Below are 18,301 nucleotides of genomic sequence, written 5' to 3' on the forward strand. Positions count from 1 at the left end.
ATAATGAATAAAAACAAAGATTCAATTTTATTTGTCGGTCTTTTTTGAATTGCTTTCTGATAGTTCCAGAATGATTTCGACTGCACGGGTTGCTGCGTCATGAAATGGCTGAAAAATGACTTCAATTCCTGCGTTTTTTAATAGTTCCATTTCCGAAATATGCTGCGTGATTACTGCAATGCGACTGCGAACTTTAGCTTGTTTCATGGTTTCGGTCAAAATAATTCTTGGATCTTGATGGGTCACCCCAAGCAAGTGTTGTGGAATCGTGCAAATAATCCATTTCGCTTGATTTAAAGGCAAGGAAGCAACAAACTCCATATCGCAAGCATCCCCATAGATTGCGTCATATCCCTGATCCCCCCAATCTCTTACTGCATCGGGATTAAAATCAACTGCTAATACGTTCAATTTTTTCTCTATTAATAATTTTGCTATCGCTTTTCCAAAACGTCCTAAACCCAAAATAATGATGTCATAGTTTTGCTTATTTATTGATGCGCCAATTTCTTTCCTCTCGCGATGGGATATTCCGCGTTCAAAAAGGGACAAGATGGGTTCCAACCAAAGGTAAAGAGTTTGTGAATAAGTAATCATGTATACCGAAAGAGCAATGGTAATCAAACCAACAAGTGTAACTAATCCTAAAGATTCCGTTGAAACATGTCCTAACGTCACCCCCATTGCCATAAATATTAATGAGAATTCACTGATTTGAGCAACAGTCAATCCTGCTAAAAATCCTGTACGCTTGCGGTAACCCATCGCTCCCATGATGGCTAACACGATAAGTGGATTTCCAATCAAGACAAATAGAGAGAAAACGATTGCCGGTATAATCTGAGACCCAAGCTGGTTTAAACTCAATTGCGAGCCTAAGGCAATAAAGAAAAAAAGTAATAAGAAATCTCGCAACGAAGAAACCTTGCGGCAATGGTGTCTCTGATGGGCGTTGATGCCAATGAGATACCTGCAATCAGTCCTCCCAATTCTTTGCTAAAGCCCAAATAACTGCCTAAAGTTGCCATGAATGCGGCGAAAGCGATAGCAAAAATAATCAATAACTCTGGGGAGTGAGCTATACGATTAACTAAAGGATTAGCCAGATAACGGATGAAAAGACCAACCAGGATTAAAAGCGTGATACCGTAGACAAATACCATAGCAATATGTGTTGTATAGCTCACTCCGTTTTCCTGGCTGCCAATACCAAATGCGGATAATGTGATCATGGCCAAAACAACTACCAGATCTTGCACAATGAGAAATCCGATTGCAATACGGCCATGAAGCGAATCCACTTCATGTTTATCGGAAAGCAGCTTGACGATAATGATGGTACTGGAAAACGTAAGAGCAACAGCTACATAAAGTGCAGTCACTGAATCCATGCCCAGGCCTATTGCAATAAAAAAACCAATCAGGGAGGTAAACAACACTTGGCCAAGTCCTGTAGCCAAAGAGACCAATCCCAATGTTTTTATTAAATGGAGATCCAGCTTCAGGCCAACAAGAAAAAGTAATACAGCAATCCCTAATTCAGCCAACAATTCAATGTGTTCATCGGACTGTACAATTCCCAAAAATCCAGGGCCTGCAAGAATGCCCACTACGATAAATCCGACAATCATAGGCTGTCGAAGCAGCAAACAGATAAAACCTACAACAGTTGCCATTATAAGAAGCGAGGTCAGCTCATAAAAAGGAGATGCATGTATTAATGACCAATCCATCATAGAACACTATCCCTATAATTAATATTCTCTCCTGCGCTAACGTGGCTTATTGCACTTATCCTTAAGCGAAGTTGTTTTTCAATTTCAATAACAGCGAAAAATATCGCGCCAATCACAACGATGAGTACCCCATCCCAGAGGGGGATGCTTTCAGTAATAAATACAGTTTGCAATGGGGGGAAATAGGTGATTGCAAACTGTGCTACAGTAATCACGATGACTGCCATCCAAACAACATTGGTACCTTTTACCGCCGCCCATGTGAGTGAGGTAGTATAGATATTACGAATATAAAACAGATGAAAAATTTCAAGAACAACCAGGGTGTTCAAAGCAATTGTGCGTGCAAGTTCAAGTGAATAACCGCGATCCAGCGCATAAAAATAGATACCAAAAACACCACAGATAAACAGAATCGAAACCAGGATAATATGCCATACCAAACCACCCCCTAGCAGCGGCTCACTTCGAGGACGCGGTGGCCGATGCATGGTGCCTTCTTCCGTTGGTTCAAATGCCAGGGCAACCCCCAAAGTAACGGCGGTAATTAAATTAACCCATAAAATCTGAATCGGGGTAACTGGTAAACTAAGCCCAAAAAGTAATGCTAAAATAATGGTCATTGCTTCGCCCGCGTTAGTAGGTAACGTCCAGCTGATAACCTTTTTAAGGTTGTCATAAACAGTACGACCTTCACGAACAGCCGCGACAATAGAAGCAAAGTTATCATCAACCAGTACAAATTCGGCCGATTCTTTGGCCACTTCACTGCCATTTCTTCCCATAGCAATTCCTGCATCCGCCCGTTTTAATGCGGGAGCGTCATTAACGCCATCACCGGTCATTGCCACAGCCATGCCATGCGATTGTAATGCCATTACAAGCCTTAATTTATGTTCGGGGCTTGTACGAGCAAAAATATCGGTTTTCAATACAGCATTTCTGAGAATCGCATCATCCATGTTATCCAAATCAATACCCGTCAAGACTTTATCCAAATTTTTAAGTCCTATTTGACGACCTATGGCAACTGCTGTACTGGCGTGATCTCCCGTAATCATTTTGACTTTAATGCCTGCTGTATGGCATTGTGCCACTGCCGAAATGGCCTCAGTTCTGGGAGGATCAATCAGTCCAGCCATCCCAAGCAAAGTCAAACCGCCCTCAACATCGGCGAATTCCAAAACAGCATGTTCTGGCTTGGTTTTTTTGACTGCAAAAGCCAGGACACGCTGCCCTTTTGCTGCTACCTGCTCCATTTGTTCCTTCCAAAAAACCTCATCTAAGGGCTGTCCTTCACCTTTATATGTTTGTTGATTATGGCACATCTTTAAAATTTGCTCAGGGGCTCCTTTAACAAAGATCACCGCATGATTCAAATGGTCATGATGCAAGGTAGCCATGAAGCGATGTCTGGCATCGAAAGGAATCATATCGGTACGTACCCAGGATGCGTTTTCTTCTTGCAGGACAAGTCCTGCTTTACCCGCAAATGCAAGTAAGGCACCTTCCATGGGATCACCCTCCACAGCCCATCCACCATCCTGTTCATAAAGTGTGGCATCATTGCAAAGCATTGCAGCACGTGCGAGTTCCCTGAGCAAAGGCTGCTCGTTGTTGTCCACCTCTTGTTCATTTAAAGTAATCATACCTTGCGGCTCATAACCGATACCATCCACAAGAAACAGCTGATTATCGGTTAGAACAGAAGAGACAGTCATCTCGTTAAGAGTTAGGGTACCGGTTTTATCGGTACAGATAACCGATACTGAACCTAATGTTTCAATCGCGGGAAGACGCCGCACAATCGTGTGTCGTCTTGCCATGGCCTGCACACCAATGGCCAAAGTAATTGAAAGAACTGCAGGAAGACCTGCTGGAATTGCCGCAACCGATAAACCAACCACAACCATAAACAACTCACCAAACGAGTGATGCTGGACAAAATAACCATAAGCAAGAAGCAGTGCAGCAAGCACTAAAATAAATAAAGAGAGCCATTTTGCAAACAGCCCAATTTGTATGACTAATGGAGTAGTTAATGACTCTACTTTGGACAATAGTCCGCTAATATGTCCAATTTGGGTCTCAGGGCCTGTTGCTACAACAATACCTTTGCCTTGACCATTGGTTACCAGGGTCCCACTAAAGGCCATACAGGTTCGATCACCTAATTCAGTACCACTTGGGACAGGATGAATATGCTTTTCAACAGGAATGGATTCACCGGTTAAGATGGCTTCCTGAACCGTTAAGCCATGTGTGTCAATCAGCATCCAATTTTGACCCTCAAACCGCATCCAAAATTGACCCTCAAAAACATATCACATTGATTATTTACTTTACTGTTTTAGCTTCGATTTTTAAAGCGATAACTTTCATTTCCAGTCTCAACAATAGAGCAATGATGAGTCAATCTGTCCAGCATGGCTGCGGTCATTTTTGTATCACAAAACACCTTTGGCCATTCACCAAAATTTAAGTTTGTTGTAATGATTAATGATGTTTTTTCATATAATTTGCTAACTAAATGAAACAACAGAGCTCCGCCCGCTTCAGAAAATGGTAAATATCCAAGCTCATCCAGGACAATAGCATCAAAATTTTGCAGGCGATTAGCTAGCCGTCCTGTATTAACTTGTTTTTTTTCTTGTTCTAATTTGTTGACCAGATCAACAACATTATAAAAACAAGCCCGCTTTCCTTGCTTAATTAAATTAGTTGCTATAGCAATAGCTAAGTGCGTTTTACCAGAGCCCGTGCCACCCACAAAAATAATATTGCGCCCAGCATCAACAAAGCTCCCTGCGTGCAATAAACTTATTTCTTCTTCATTAACAGGATGTTGCGTAAAATCAAATTGGCTTAAATTACGATTGACCGGGAATTTTGCGACACTCAGTTGATAATTAATAGCACGCGTTTTGCGTGTTATTTGTTCTGCTTCTAATAGCATAGATAACCACTCATAATGAGTTAGTTTCACCAAAGGCTTCGACTCTTCATAGGCTAGCAACCTATCTAACATGCCTTGTAATTTTAATATCTTAAGCAACTCAGATAATTTAGTGAATGGCATGATTTGCTCCCGTTAAGAGTAAATTATATTTATGACAATTACTTGTGGGTTCTTCCTTTAAGATTAATCCAGCGGGCATTGTCGTTGCTTGAGGAAGTGCTGTAGGCCGTAATCGATGCAACGCATTAAGAATATAATCACGGCTAACCACCTGCTCTGTTAGCGCTAATTCACAGGCTACACTCACCGCCTCAATGCCATGCTCACTCATTGCCAACAGCACCTCAACGCATTCTCTGTCACCACCACGGCGCTTCATGAGAATGCTTTTGATTTTTAAAATGGCTGGTGGTAATTGCCAGTCTTTGAATGGAGCACCATTGCGTAATGCCCCTGGCTTGCGCTCCAGTAAAGGTAAATAATGCCATGGATTAAACAGTGTTTTATTGCGGCCAAAGGTGCGTTGGTGGCAACCGATGGACTCATTACCTGAAAATACCTCTATAGTTAATGCGTATATCCTGAGCGTCACCATCTGGTTGGCATAGGCACAATCAACGCTATAACGATTTCTATCGCAATGAATCAAGCAGGTTGAATGTACTAGAGTTGAAACTTCTTTATACCCATCAAATGGATGATTTAACGCTCTAAAATGAGTTCTTTCTTCTTGAAATACAGCGTCAACAGTTAGTTCTTGTTGTTCTGGGTGATGCCTTTTCTCGGCCAATAATTGGCATTGCTGCTGAAGATGTTCATTTAATAACGACAAGGTTTCATATTTAAGACGTGGTTTAAATACCCAGTCACGTACATTATCAACTTGATTTTCAATCTGCCCCTTTTCCCATCCGGCTGCGGGATTGCAGGCTGTAGGTTCAATTAAGTAATGATCCATTAATGCCAAAAATCGCCGGTTAAAAGCACGCTCCTTACCCTTGAAAACACTATCTACCGCCGTTTTCATGTTGTCATAAATACCTCTTAGCGTTAAGCCACCAAAAAATTTGAAGGCTAAATTATGCGCATCAAATAACATTTCTTGAGTTTCTCGAGGATATGCTACAAGAAAAAATTTACGGCTGTAGCTTAAACGAAATTGAGCTACTTTGATTTTTTGAACAACGCCTGCAAGCTCTACAGTTTCTTCACTCCAATCAAACTGATAGGCCTCTCCGGGATGATAGTATTGTGGAATATAGGCTTTTAATGACTCTCGACTCGTACAGCGCCATACTTTAACAAAACGCTGGACACTATCATAAGAACCGCAATAGCCACTTTCTTTTAGTTGAGTGTAGTACTTCATTGCACTACGGCGTTCCTTTTTCGATAACTTGTGGTCGTTGTTCAACCATGATACCAACGTCTCTTTGAAGATATTCAGTGCAGGTAGTGGTTGAATGGAGCGTTGATAATTTTTCCCAGACTTTTCTGCTCGGATTACCCGTCTAACTGTATTACGCGATAATCCTGTTGTGCGAACAATTTCCGCAATAGTTAATTTTTGCACATGAAACATGCGCCTAATTTTTGCTTCTGTTTCCATGATCAACATCCTCTAATTCCCTCTAGATTATTAAAATCTAGAGTACACGTTTTACTCGATTTTAGAGGGTCAAAATTGGATGCTGATTTACCCTAAAAGGGGGTCATTTTTGCATGCTGATTTACAGATCTCAAACCACAACTTGAAGACAAGATGACGCTAGATAATCATCACCAGGTGTCTCAGATTTGACCGAATTGACATCATGTCGATGGAGAAGCTCGGCGGCGTAAGCCGCCACATGCTCGTCCCAGCATGAGTCCAAAAACCATAAAAGCAAGTCCTGGTATAACCAGGGTGCTGCTGTTCTCACCCACCACATACACCATCGATGCAAGTAACTGATGATTCGTCGGGGAGAAACCCCATCTTTGACCATCCATTTAACTTGCTCGCGCGCTTTGCGCAATGTTCGTGCATGAGGAACAATGTGTGTTTGCAAAAGAGGCTGCTTTTCGGGTTGCCAAATTGTCTCTACCCCCCCCCGGGGTTTGGATTGGTTTTGCTCAACTTGCTCCGTATTAGGAACGTTTACAACAGCCTGTGTTATTATGGTGTTATCCAAGGGTTGCGTCTTTGGATATTGGATGCCTAAAAAATGGAAGCCCCTATCAATGGATCCGATACGCGTTTTTTTCCCGGACAAGCGCAGGCGCCTTTCTTGTAATACCTGCATTAGACGCTGTTTACAGCGATTAAGACTGCGCTTGGTTTGGCACAAAATGAGAATATCATCCTGATACCGAAAGTAAGCCACATCCATTTCATTGAATGCGTCATCGAGTGGTTTTAAATAAAGGCCACTAAAAAATTGGGATAAAGGTCCGCGTAACGCAATGCCTTGATCTGGATTTTTATAGCCTCTTGTTGAACCTCAAGATTTCAAAAGAAAAATTTATAGAATTATTTAAATTGATACCCAAAAGGCCTATCGCTGGGGAGATAATCGAAGGAGTGTATAATTTTTCTGAGTTAGATAAAGTTATGCCTCACCCAGTATATGGATGGATGACATGGGTTTGTGTAGTAAACCCAACGCTTAAGACGATTGAATCAATGGAGGCTCAAGGATTATTTGAAGAGGCATATCAAGCGGCTATAGCCACAATTGATAAGAAATTGAAGCAGAGACGATCAAAATAACAAATTAATTGTACTAGCTCAGACTTGATCTGACAGTCGCCGGTTTTTCGGAAGTGTCTGTCAGACACCACTACCCGAAACGAAGAAACCTTGTTTTCGAAGCTCAATGCTTGTTCGATGTTGGCCGTGATCAGGATAGGCTATGGCGTATTCTTTTACTGCCGACTCGATTGCTTCACCAACACGATTTTTAAAATTTGGCTTTCTACGATTCTGATCAAACAGCGCATCTACGCCACCTTCATCTACAGCTGATTTATAACGGTAAAAGTATCTCTGGATAGCCCCATTACTTTGCATGCTTTTGACACATTGCCAAGTTCTTCGGCAAGATTGAGTAATCCAACTTTATGTTTAATGATTTTAACGTTACTATTTAACATGAGAGTGTTCCTTTGTTTTGATTTTAAGTTCGCACTTCTATCAAAACCGGAAACTCTCACCTTTTCAAGTGATGTGTCAGATTAAATCGGAACTAATACACGTCATTGTTCATTTTAAGATTCAGCAAACGTTTTAACGCATAAGCCGGTAAGTCCAAACTATCGGCAACAGTAGCAAAAGTTCGTCTTAAGTCGTGCAAAGTAAATGATGCGCCAGATAACTCCACTACCCTATTTACCGCTTTTTTAGGCTCATAGATATAACCGGTTTTACTTTCAGCAGGAAATACAAATTCACTGGTTTTATTCCGGCTTCTGCGTTCCATTAACTCGTAAACAAAGTCAGACATAGGCAGTGTGTGGATTTCGTGGTTTTTAGTATCTTGCAAGGTGATGGTTTTGGATTTGAGATCAGATTTCCAGTTTTGAGGACAGTGTCCCATCATTTTCGCCAATATTTAATTCCGTCTTTCTCTGCGATATCATGTCTCTCAAGGTCTTATGTGAATCTGTTTCAAGCCCAAGAATCTTTGATGCTAACCCTTGGCTGGTTTTTATTATTTGATACTCGGGAGAGGCTGTTATTTTAGCAACAACTTCTTTAAACTTCTCTGGACCAACGGAGCTTTCCAACTCATTTTTGAATTTATCCAAAATCTTCCCTTTTAGGGCATCACCCGTTAATTTTTTTTCTTCTTCATTCAAAAAGGTACAGTTTTGATTTTTATTCGAATTTAACGTGGCTTTAAACAGGTGAATACGATCTTTTGCTGAATTTTTGTAACTATTATCAATGGGGGATAACTCAAAAACAGCTTTATTTATACAATCTTTGAGTCTGCTCGTATTCATACCAGTCTTAGCACTTGTTTCGATACAATTTTCTTCAGCTCTACTGCTCTCTCTAAGCCATTTTTTTATATCCTCCATGTATTTGTCCTTAAAATCGTTTGATACCAAATCTGATTTGGTGAGTGCTATAAAAATCTTGGCATGCTCATTTTTTTGTTCTATGTAGTTATAATCAGTTTGCAATTTTGTAACAGCATCAGCGACGCTTAAATCTACACAAATTACAGCGACATTGGCCTTTAAAAGATAAGATTCTGTTCCCTTCGATTCTGTAGTGCGCTGTTCACCCTCATAAATTATCATTGAAACCCCATCGTTGTTCACTAAAGAGCGTTCATGAGAACTCTGGTTCGAAGGAGAAAAAGTATCCTTCGCCAATCGCTCAATCAAACTTGACTTCCCTGATCTAGATTCACCCAATACAACAACATTGATCGTTCTATTCACCACAGTAAGGCCTTATTCTCTAATTTAGTATAATTATAGCTCTGATTTGTATAATAAATGCCAAATACACTTCACTTGATCCTCTAAGTCACGCCATTTCTTGATTATCTGGTCGTTTGCTTATACGTTAGACTGTTTGCTTTGAATTGCAGACCCAGATCAATTTCCTTTCAGAGGCCACTTACAGCAGTTTTCCAGATAAAATACTCCTTGGTTTTTTTAATATATTTAAGTTACTATTCAACCACTAACCTATATGATCCCCGAGGCTGTATTGACTTTAAAGCGTCCTTTTCGAATTGCGATAGTGGCAGGAGAGTTGTCAGGAGATTTGCTCGGTGCAGGATTAATTTATGAATTAAAAAAACATCTAAACCAGGTTGAATTTATCGGTGTTGGTGGACCCAGAATGGTCGCAGAGGGCTTCCAATCACTTTATGATATGAAACGACTTTCTGTTATGGGAATTACTGATGTACTTCGACGCTATCCCGAGCTGTATCGAATTCGCCAAAATTTAATCCAAGAATGGAACAGAAATCCTCCAGATTTATTTATTGGAATTGATTACACCCAATTTAATCTGCAGCTCGAACAGCGATTAAAACACAGGGGGATTAAAACGGTCCACATAGTTAGCCCTAAAATATGGGCTTGGCGACAAAAACGGGTATTGTATATTAAAAAGGCTGTAGACCTGGTCTTAACCCTTTTTCCATTTGAGGAACAGTTTTATCAAAAACATGGTGTTCCATCCCAATTTATTGGCCACCCCCTCGCAGATCAGATTCCATTGGATAACAACAGTACACTGATAAGGCAACAAGGGGGATTTGATGCGGACGATGAGATTGTAGCCGTATTACCCGGCAGTAGAGCAGGAGAGCTAAAATACATGATGCCTCTCTTTCTGGATGTCATGAAAGAAATTAGCCTTTCTAAACCCAAAATTCATTTTATTCTGCCAATGGCCAACTTCAATTTACGCAACCTGATTATGAAGCAAATAAAGGCTAAAAATTATAATTTGAATTTAGAAATTATAGATGGACGGGCTCAAGACGCCATAATAATGTCAAACGTGGTTTTGGCAAAATCAGGAACTGCTACTTTAGAAGCCATGCTTTTAAAAAGACCTATGGTAGTTGCCTTTAAATGGAGTTTTTTAACTCATTTAATTATTGCTCCACAGCTTAAAATTCCATCGATCTCATTGCCTAATATACTGGCGAATGAGGAACTAGTTCCGGAGTTTATTCAAAATAAAGCCAGATGTCGTCCAATTGCGCAGAAAGTGCTTCAATTGCTTAATACTTCAGATTCCAGCCAATTAACCAATCGCTTCTTGTCCATTCATAAAACATTAAGACAAAATGCCAATGAAAAAGCAGCACTAGCCATTCTCAAGGTTCTTGGTCTACCTTGTACCGCGTCTTTCAAATAAACAAAAAAATGAGTTACCGAATTGGTAATGAGGCGCGGGGTAAAGAGCGTTTCCGAATACATCTAAATCAGGTTTTAGTCTTTGAATTTTTTTTTAAGAATCGGGTCTGTTTGTGCCAGCTTCGATCAGAAACTGCCGGATAGCCACCCATTCTTGCACCGGGTTCAACATCCTGAATAACCGTAGAACCCACTAAAATATTTGCCTGATTACCAATAGTTAAATGACCACTAATACCGACTTTTCCAGATAAAATAACGAATTCACCCAGGTTACTGCTGCCGGCAATGCCAACTTGACCACAGATAATAGTATTTTTTCCAACTGTAACATTATGGCCAATCTGCACTAAATTATCTACACGGCACCAATCTTCTATGACTGTATTCTCTAAAGAGCCCCTATCTATGCACGTGTTTGCCCCAATTTCAACGTCATTTCCAATAAGAACCCCCCCCCGATGAGGGATTTTGTAATGCCCTTGAGCATCACTGGCAAACCCAAAACCATCCTGCCCAATTCGCGCACCTGCATACACTAATACTCTATTCCCTATAATCGAATGAGCGATACTGACGCTACTCTCGATACGGCAGTCATCACCCATTACAACGCCATCTCCTATAACAGCATTTACTCCAATTTTGCAGCGTTCGCCAATGCTCACGTTTTCACCTATGTATGCCCCATGAGCAATAAAGCACTCTTTACCTATAGTTGCAGTAGCTGAAATATAAGCGGATGGGGCAGTAAAACTGGAAAACGGTTGTTCAGGATAAAAAGCCTGTAGAACCAGTGCATAAGCTTTGTAAGGATTCTGATGCACCAATAAATGCATTGTTTGAGGTGCATATCCTATATATTCCGGTGCAATAATACAGGCTCCCGCCTGGGATGACTTTAACGCTTTGAGGTATTTTTTTTGGTGTAGCATTGATAAATTATCAGATTGAGCCGCTGAAAGAGTAGCAATATTGGAAACCATAAAAGAGCCACTTTCTTCTTTAAAAACTAAAGCCCCTGAAACTTTCGCAAGTTGAGATAAATTAAAGGGGCCTCTAGGAGTAGCAAATTGGAAAGAGTTCATAAACACCTTACTGATTTGAATTAACGATAAATCCCTCGAGTAGAGCTTTGAAGAAACGTCACAATATGCCTAACATCCTGATTATCTGGAAACTCCAATCCCAGTCGATCAATGGCAGCAGCCATCATAAGATTTTCATGAAATAGTACTTTATAAGCACGTTTGATTTCATTTCGAGCTTTTGTAGAGTAATCATTTCTAAGCAAACGTTCCACATTAATACCATATCGTTTCGCCGGATTTCCTGTTACCAAAGCATATGGGGTAACATCTTTTGTAATCAGGCTAAGAGCTCCTATCATAGACATTCGACCTAATCTGATAAATTGATGAAGCGCACACATTCCTCCAATTGTCACCCAATCCTCTATAACTACGTGGCCAGCTATCCCTACTGCATTTGAAATAACGTTATGATTTCCTATTATTACATCATGCGCTACATGAGCTGATGTCAAAATCACATTATTATTTCCAATAGAGGTTTTTCCTCCGCCCCCTCTGGTTCCTCGATTTATGGTGACGTATTCTCGAATAATATTATCATGGCCGATGAACACTTCGCTGACCTCTCCCTGGAACTTTAAATCCTGTGGGGTGCTGCCTATTATCGCTCCAATACCGATTTGATTTCTTTTTCCAATATGGGTCCATCCTTCAATAGTAACATGCGATGAAATTGCAGTTCCCTGGCCAATACTGACATGCTCACCAATAATAGAATAAGGACCAATGCTCACATCAGGGCCAATCTTGGCACCTGGTGAAATTAAAGCGGTAGGATGAATTCGGTTAGGGATGCTTATTACATTGGTGTTCGCATAGGCAAGATCAAACGGACTCAATTGCACAATATATCTCCAAAACAGCTATGATTTACAACTTCGCAATCAACCGGAGAACTCCTATGAATTCTCCAGTTGATTTGATAAAAATTTCAGGTTAAACCTATTATAAAAGGCTTAAAACGCTTAGGCAAAGTAGGTGGCTTTCACAAATACGGTTCTTAACGCTAAACGCTGATTGATGTTTACAGTATTTGCCCCATCTTCACGTCCATATTGTTGAGCACGGAAATCAGACCAGTATTGTTCTGAACCCACTCCACCCTCAATACTTAAATGGGAGTCGTTATTCATATTAAAGTTAGCTGTAACAACCAGATTTGCACCTAAAACTGGAGACACCCATAAAGCGCTAGGAACTGATTTATTATAAGAATAAACCGTACTAGGTGGTAGTGAAAAAATCTCGCCAGCTTCAGTTGTAAGTGTTTCATTCCATTGACTTTTAGCAGAGCCTGAAAGAATAGCCAAAGACAAATCGCCTCCAATGCTCAAAAAGCTATTGATGTCCCAATAAGCTCCACCTCCGAATTTGGGACCAACTCCATAATATTTAGCCTGGTAGTTAATAAAATCCGTAACAGGCGAGTCGGGTGTATCAATTACACCGATCCCGGAATATTGGGAATTAAACCCTTTTTTAATTTCAGTTGCTTTAATACCGTAGAATTTAGCTAAACGGAGTTGATGGGCAAATGCACTTTGATAATTTCCATGAGTTAATAATTCAGCGGATTGAAACTCAAAACTATTACTGGCAAAAGCAGTTGCGGGACCAACCAAAGTAGCCGTATTATCAAAAGCACCAACAATCAAACCTACATTAGTCCTGAAAAAATCCCCTTCGTTAGTATTAGTAACTGAGCTTGAACCCTTATTTTTTAGATTAGTATAACTTAAAACCAAATCGTTGCTTTTCTGAGGACCAAATTTGTAGCCAAGGCTTAAGGAATAACCCCATCGTGAATCTAAATTTAAAGTATGGTCTACTATTCCTCCATTTACAGAAATTGTTTCAGCATATTGCAAACTGTTGATGGAACTATCTGAAAGTAAACCATAAAGTGCCGTTGCACTAAAAAAATAAGATTTTTCCTCTGGCAAGCTAAAATCCCCCATACTACCAGCACACAATGCACCTGAGTTTAGTAAGAAGAGACTCGTTATAACCAGTTGGTTTAGATTGCTTATATTGTTCAATTTTACTCCTTGTTTCATTATTATAAATTCCAATTTTTTAAAAGCGATTCGGCCGATATTATCATATTTGTTGCTATTGTCTAATTAGAAACTTACTTCACTAAAATTAGGGAAGAAAGCAAATTGGAGGCGCTTTCCTCCCATGTCAACCTGGGCACTAGTGAAGGGTCGGGTATTTGTCCCTGTTGAGAACATATTATCCAACGCCTAATGGATACCATCATTTCTTGAGCATCAAATCCTTTAAAAAAGAAAGCAAAATTTCCAGTCACCTCTCTAAATACAGGAGTATCTCGGGCAATGACAGGCAGTCCATGATGGGCCGCTTCTATTATAGGTAAACCAAATCCCTCAGCTTCAGAGGGCATGAGCAGACATGACGCAGTTTCATAAAGCTTAATCAAATACTCATCACTGGCATCTTTTATCCAAAATAAATGCTGATTATATTGAGGATGAGTCAAAACCCGCTGAATAAAAGAGTCCATCATCCAACCATACCTACCAATGATTACTAAATTCAGGGGTTGATTTTGACTCCAAAGCAATTCAAAGGCGTCTAAAGTCTGACCAAGTCCTTTACGCGGCTCTATGGTTCCTACAACAAGAAAATTTAGTTGATTTGAAATACGCTTCAAAAACGATATTTCTTCTTCAGAAACTCCTGATGTTGGGGCAGAGCTCTTAATGTCAGAGCCTAAATGAAACCAGTCAATACGAGGTTTATCCAAATGCTCAGGAACATTAATTTTTAGCCATCCTGTTAGTGCATCAGTAGTGGATCGTGATACACAAAATAACCCATCACTGAAACTCACCACGTTAAGCCACTTAGTAAACAATTCACTTACAGTGCCCGGAAAATAATCTGGCATAAGTGCTGGCAAAATATCATGCACTAAAAAATAGATCTTAACTCCTTTATTCTGCAGGTACTGATAATATTTTTGATGTATTAACATCAATCTAGGGTTACAATCCAAAACCAAAAAGAGATCACCACTGTTGCATTTTATTGGAACATCGTTAAGCAATAACGTGTTACAGCCAAAAAATCGAGTCACAAACTGATGAGCATACTTGTAACATCCATGGGAAGTTGCATATACTGGTTGTATTTTGCAACTTTCTGGCGGGTTTTTAAGCCAGTGCAATAAAACAGAACGCACAACCCTTTGAATACCCGTTTTTCTATCCTGTATGATCAAATCGGAAATATCAACGAATAATTGTCTCCCGGATTTTTGTTCCATTTCTTTAACTAAATAGTGCACTAAAGAAATGGGTACGTCTCTATTAACATATTCACCTAACTTATTGAGTCTATCCGATAAAAAATCAGCTACCCGTCTGCTATTAGTTTTTATAATAATCGGGGTTTTTATTTTCCAAAAAATAGCGGTAGAGCGGTTTAATAGCTTATATCGTATTGCTCCAGTGGCTCGCTTCAAAAACCTCCATCTGGCTCGAAAAATCTCATAAGCAGGGGCGTTTAAGTTGACTGTAATAAAACTTTAAATTGCTAGCAACTGATTCTTTCATTGCATCGCTTCTAATGTCTCTACAAAAGTATCTATTTTTGTAAAATGTTCGCCCCAGGTTGGCACACTAAAATCTGCAATGCGTTGCAATTGAGCCGATCTGAGTTTACTATTTTCTTCTGCGTAGTTTTCGATACAACTCATCCATCCCAAACCGTCAATAGGATCAAGATACTCAGGTATCGTTCCTGCTATTTCACGAAAAACAGCTAAATTACTGGCAATTACTGGAACCTTTAAGCTCAAGGCTTCAATTAAAGGAAGTCCATACCCCTCACTGAACGAGGGAAACAACAAGGCTTTCGCATGAGAAATATAATGAGCAAGTTCCATGTCGTTACAAGTAGACTCAATCACCATACCCTGTAATTCCTGGCAGCGGTCAAGCATTGCTAAAGTATTTGCACAAGTCCCACTTCGTTTACCAACAATAACCAGTTTTGGTGCTTTAGCTCCCAAACGACCTATCAAATTGCGCCAAATCTGTAATAGCAATAAATGATTTTTTCTGGCACCAATGGTGCTGAGAGTAACAAAATAAGGTCCCTTAATTGCAGGTTTATCATGAACAACCAAAGGAATAAAGCCCGGTGCTAAAGTTGAAGTAATCACCGGAGGGCAAGGTTTGCCCTCCCTCGCAAGATACTCTTTCAAAGAGGTACGGGTTGCATCAGAAACGGTCACTATCCCCTTGGCATGTTCAAGGATGGTAGCTAAACTGAGAGAGAATTTTATTGTATTATGTGCAGTACAATATTCTGGATTTAAGATGGGAATTAAATCATGAACTACAGCAACAACTTGTATGTTTTTAAGATTCAGCGCCCTAATATACCCTGGATTTTTAAAGCCCCCATGATCTGTTTTTAATAATAAATAAGTACCGGTTTGTGTACTTCGGCGCGAAAACAAAATTCCTTTAACTATCAATTTCAAAATTTTTGACAAAGAATCAGGGTTCCACTCAAGAAGCAAAAGTCCAATTTGTTTGGAAGTTTCTTGCGATAAAATAAATACCCTTTTGCGACCACGAATTAGAGCTTGCATAGAGTCAAGATATTGTTTCAGATAGGCCAATGTCACTCTGGGGATGCCGTGCGGAGGACGTTTACGTCTCAGTTCATTTACCAAACTAGAGATATCTATTAGTATCTGTTTCAATGCTCAAGCTCCATCAATCAATTGGATGCGCATTTTAGTCCTGATTCATCTGAGTATCAATGACACGAATACTTAATGATCCAACTCCTGCATCCTATCCTTGACAGGTTTTTACATAAATGAAGCTGCTTCTTGATATCACTTTTTATAAAATACTCCTCAAAGGGTAGCGTCCTTAATTCCGCACTTGAATACGACCCTTCCCTTATAATTTCCATCTGCGGTGCACCCACCACCATTGCTCCGGGTGAGCTAATATCATTTGTTCCAAAGTTTGATTGTAGATCACAGTATTATTATATACCGCCTGGGTTTTATCTGGATATTCCTGCCATACCAGTGAAGGAAAAAACTCCATTACATGTTTCCCTTTTCCCTCTCGATAACAAGATAATGGTACCACTGGACTACGGTATTTAGATGCAAAGGCTGCCAGACTGCGATAGGTTCCCGCTTTGGAGTTAAAAAAATCAACAGCTATCCCTGAATTCTTTTCTATACAGGTATGCTGATCAAAAAAATAGACCACGATCTCCTTCTTTTTTAGTGCTCGGCTTACCCATTTCGGGGCATTAACACTGCTGATAAGTTTAATGTTCCATCTATGCGAACGTTGACATATCATCTGTTCCATCCATTTCGTCCGAATAGGACGTCTAATAATATGAACTTTATCAATCAATGAATCAAAATGATGCAAACCTGCAGGCCCTGCCAACTCCCAACTGCCCAGGTGGCCTGTTAATATTAAAACGCCATTCCCCTGATTCAATGCATCTAAAAGATGCTCGGAACCACGAATTTCCACTCTACGCTTCATTCTTTCCTTACTTAGCCATCCAATAAGCAGGGTATCCTTAAAGACTAAAACCAGATGCGAGTAAAATGCTTTGATTAACCTCGTCTTTTCCAGAGGAGTAGCATTATCCTTAAAAACCCAATCAATATTATCACTAATAATTTTTTTTCTCAGCGGGAAAATTCGATACATTAATCGGCCCCAAAGGGTAACAGGAAGATTGGAAAAATAGTTTTCAGTCATGTTTATGCCTTAAAATACCAGCGTTTGTAAGACCAAAGCCATTGCTCCGGGTGCTGTAATACCAATTCGCCAAGTCGTGTATTGTAGTTCTGAGTGTTTTGAAAGAGTGCATCCTGTTTGTCACTAGTTGGATGCCTTTCAATTTCCGGATGAAATGCAATCACATGATCCTTTTTATTAATTCGGTAAAAAGAAACTGATATAACTGGGGAGTTAAAACGAGCTGCAAGGTATGCCAAACTGCTATACGAACTTGTATCCTGACCCAGAAAATTCACTTGTATTTTATTATTATCTTTCCTTGATGGTCGCAAATCAAATGGAAAAAAAACGACCCCTTTCTTTTGTAATGCTTTACTCACTTCCCGAATTGCATTTTTTTTATTAATAATATGAAAACCAACCCGTTCATAACGGCGTAAAAAGAGGTTATCTAAAAATGCAAAACGTAATGAGTTCCTGATGCAATAAAATAAATTTTTATTACCCTTGACTTTATCCGGGAAAAAAAGGGGCGAAAACTCCCAGCTTCCAAAATGTCCCGTTAAAACAAGCACTCCCTTATCTTGTTTCATTGCGCTGTATAAATGCTCCAAACCTATTATTTTTATTCGCTGATCCAAACGTTTTTTACTGACACAAGCATATAGAATCACCTCGCGAATGCTACTCAAAAGATGCGAATAATAAGCAGCCGCCAAACGTTTTTTTTCGTGGGGGCTAATCGAGTTTTGAAATACTCGCTCAATATTATTTTGTGCAATGCTCTTTTTGAACGGAGTAATAAAATAAACCATCCAACCCATCAATGTCACGGGAAGGGTTTTTAAATCACGTGTTAATTTGATCATG

The 18,301-nt window shown here is 39.8% G+C and carries 15 protein-coding genes and 3 pseudogenes; 2 read left to right on the forward strand and 16 right to left on the reverse strand.

Going from position 1 to position 18,301, the window contains the following annotated elements:
• Window positions 1-27: 27 nt before the first annotated feature.
• The 6 genes and pseudogenes from HRS36_RS18890 to HRS36_RS18750 form a co-directional block, all read right to left on the reverse strand.
• The gene (locus tag HRS36_RS18890) at window positions 28-690 is read right to left on the reverse strand and encodes an NAD-binding protein (protein WP_420814336.1); all 663 of its coding nucleotides are present in this window, start codon (window positions 688-690) and stop codon (window positions 28-30) included.
• Window positions 664-1,736: pseudogene (locus tag HRS36_RS14605) on the reverse strand (cation:proton antiporter); the annotation flags it as partial. The pseudogene HRS36_RS14605 and the gene HRS36_RS18890, both read right to left, overlap by 27 nt.
• Window positions 1,733-4,012 carry an HAD-IC family P-type ATPase gene (locus HRS36_RS14610; RefSeq protein WP_226905483.1) on the reverse strand — a complete coding sequence of 760 codons (2,280 nt, stop codon included), beginning with the start codon at window positions 4,010-4,012 and terminating at the stop codon, window positions 1,733-1,735. The pseudogene HRS36_RS14605 and the gene HRS36_RS14610, both read right to left, overlap by 4 nt.
• 74 nt (window positions 4,013-4,086) lie before the next feature.
• Window positions 4,087-4,815, reverse strand: coding sequence for an IS21-like element helper ATPase IstB (gene istB, locus HRS36_RS14615; RefSeq protein ID WP_173235816.1), 729 nt, complete (start codon window positions 4,813-4,815; stop codon window positions 4,087-4,089).
• Window positions 4,802-6,313, reverse strand: a complete 1,512-nt coding sequence (gene istA, locus HRS36_RS14620) for an IS21 family transposase (protein WP_197933184.1) — start codon at window positions 6,311-6,313, stop codon at window positions 4,802-4,804. The genes istB and istA overlap by 14 nt, the downstream gene beginning before the upstream one ends.
• Window positions 6,314-6,434: 121 nt before the next feature.
• Window positions 6,435-7,142: a reverse transcriptase domain-containing protein gene (locus tag HRS36_RS18750; protein WP_226905655.1), complete on the reverse strand. Its 708-nt coding sequence runs from the start codon at window positions 7,140-7,142 to the stop codon at window positions 6,435-6,437.
• A gap of 74 nt (window positions 7,143-7,216) precedes the next feature.
• On the opposite strand from HRS36_RS18750, the gene HRS36_RS14635 reads away from it, so the two are divergent.
• A complete protein-coding gene (locus HRS36_RS14635) occupies window positions 7,217-7,447 on the forward strand; it encodes a DUF6194 family protein (RefSeq protein WP_173237864.1) in 231 nt (76 codons plus the stop codon).
• 63 nt (window positions 7,448-7,510) lie between these two features.
• Here HRS36_RS14635 and HRS36_RS14640 read toward each other — a convergent pair.
• The 3 genes and pseudogenes from HRS36_RS14640 to HRS36_RS14650 all read right to left on the reverse strand — a co-directional run.
• Window positions 7,511-7,830: pseudogene (locus HRS36_RS14640) on the reverse strand (helix-turn-helix domain-containing protein); the annotation flags it as partial.
• 98 nt (window positions 7,831-7,928) lie between these two features.
• Window positions 7,929-8,243, reverse strand: a pseudogene (locus HRS36_RS14645) (tyrosine-type recombinase/integrase); the annotation flags it as partial.
• The gene (locus tag HRS36_RS14650) at window positions 8,242-9,132 is read right to left on the reverse strand and encodes a hypothetical protein (RefSeq protein WP_338033699.1); all 891 of its coding nucleotides are present in this window, start codon (window positions 9,130-9,132) and stop codon (window positions 8,242-8,244) included. The pseudogene HRS36_RS14645 and the gene HRS36_RS14650, both read right to left, overlap by 2 nt.
• Before the next feature lie 271 nt (window positions 9,133-9,403).
• Between HRS36_RS14650 and lpxB the strand changes: the two genes are divergently transcribed.
• Complete coding sequence (gene lpxB / locus HRS36_RS14655) at window positions 9,404-10,573, forward strand: lipid-A-disaccharide synthase (protein ID WP_173237866.1); 1,170 nt, start codon at window positions 9,404-9,406, stop codon at window positions 10,571-10,573.
• Between the two features lie 67 nt (window positions 10,574-10,640).
• On the opposite strand, the gene lpxD is transcribed toward lpxB, so the two are convergent.
• The 7 genes from lpxD to HRS36_RS14690 all read right to left on the reverse strand — a co-directional run bounded on the left by lpxD (window position 10,641) and on the right by HRS36_RS14690 (window position 18,300).
• Entirely contained in the window at window positions 10,641-11,660 is a 1,020-nt protein-coding gene (gene lpxD / locus HRS36_RS14660; protein WP_173237867.1) for a UDP-3-O-(3-hydroxymyristoyl)glucosamine N-acyltransferase, read from the reverse strand.
• Between the two features lie 20 nt (window positions 11,661-11,680).
• Window positions 11,681-12,511 carry an acyl-ACP--UDP-N-acetylglucosamine O-acyltransferase gene (lpxA, locus tag HRS36_RS14665; RefSeq protein ID WP_173237868.1) on the reverse strand — a complete coding sequence of 277 codons (831 nt, stop codon included), beginning with the start codon at window positions 12,509-12,511 and terminating at the stop codon, window positions 11,681-11,683.
• A 120-nt stretch (window positions 12,512-12,631) separates the two neighbouring features.
• Entirely contained in the window at window positions 12,632-13,705 is a 1,074-nt protein-coding gene (locus HRS36_RS14670) for an Lpg1974 family pore-forming outer membrane protein (RefSeq protein ID WP_173237869.1), read from the reverse strand.
• A 92-nt stretch (window positions 13,706-13,797) separates the two neighbouring features.
• The gene (locus HRS36_RS14675) at window positions 13,798-15,156 is read right to left on the reverse strand and encodes a glycosyltransferase family 4 protein (RefSeq protein ID WP_173237870.1); all 1,359 of its coding nucleotides are present in this window, start codon (window positions 15,154-15,156) and stop codon (window positions 13,798-13,800) included.
• An 87-nt stretch (window positions 15,157-15,243) separates the two neighbouring features.
• A complete protein-coding gene (locus HRS36_RS14680) occupies window positions 15,244-16,407 on the reverse strand; it encodes a glycosyltransferase family 4 protein (RefSeq protein WP_173237871.1) in 1,164 nt (387 codons plus the stop codon).
• Window positions 16,408-16,612: 205 nt separating this feature from the next.
• Complete coding sequence (locus tag HRS36_RS14685; RefSeq protein ID WP_173237872.1) at window positions 16,613-17,449, reverse strand: lysophospholipid acyltransferase family protein; 837 nt, start codon at window positions 17,447-17,449, stop codon at window positions 16,613-16,615.
• Between the two features lie 2 nt (window positions 17,450-17,451).
• A complete protein-coding gene (locus HRS36_RS14690) occupies window positions 17,452-18,300 on the reverse strand; it encodes a lysophospholipid acyltransferase family protein (RefSeq protein WP_173237873.1) in 849 nt (282 codons plus the stop codon).
• Between the last annotated feature and the right edge of the window lies 1 nt (window position 18,301).

Origin of the sequence: Legionella antarctica, from assembly GCF_011764505.1 — a bacterium.
Lineage (GTDB): Bacteria > Pseudomonadota > Gammaproteobacteria > Legionellales > Legionellaceae > Legionella > Legionella antarctica.

What these genes read in the sequence shown, in the direction of transcription:
- HRS36_RS18890 (WP_420814336.1), bottom strand. Translation starts at nt 690, where the DNA reads ATGGCAATGGGGGTGACGTTAGGACATGTTTCAACGGAATCTTTAGGA.
- HRS36_RS14610 (WP_226905483.1), bottom strand. Translation starts at nt 4,012, where the DNA reads ATGCTGATTGACACACATGGCTTAACGGTTCAGGAAGCCATCTTAACC.
- istB (WP_173235816.1), bottom strand. Translation starts at nt 4,815, where the DNA reads ATGCCATTCACTAAATTATCTGAGTTGCTTAAGATATTAAAATTACAA.
- istA (WP_197933184.1), bottom strand. Translation starts at nt 6,313, where the DNA reads ATGTTGATCATGGAAACAGAAGCAAAAATTAGGCGCATGTTTCATGTG.
- lpxD (WP_173237867.1), bottom strand. Translation starts at nt 11,660, where the DNA reads ATGAACTCTTTCCAATTTGCTACTCCTAGAGGCCCCTTTAATTTATCT.
- HRS36_RS14685 (WP_173237872.1), bottom strand. Translation starts at nt 17,449, where the DNA reads ATGACTGAAAACTATTTTTCCAATCTTCCTGTTACCCTTTGGGGCCGA.
- HRS36_RS14690 (WP_173237873.1), bottom strand. Translation starts at nt 18,300, where the DNA reads ATGATCAAATTAACACGTGATTTAAAAACCCTTCCCGTGACATTGATG.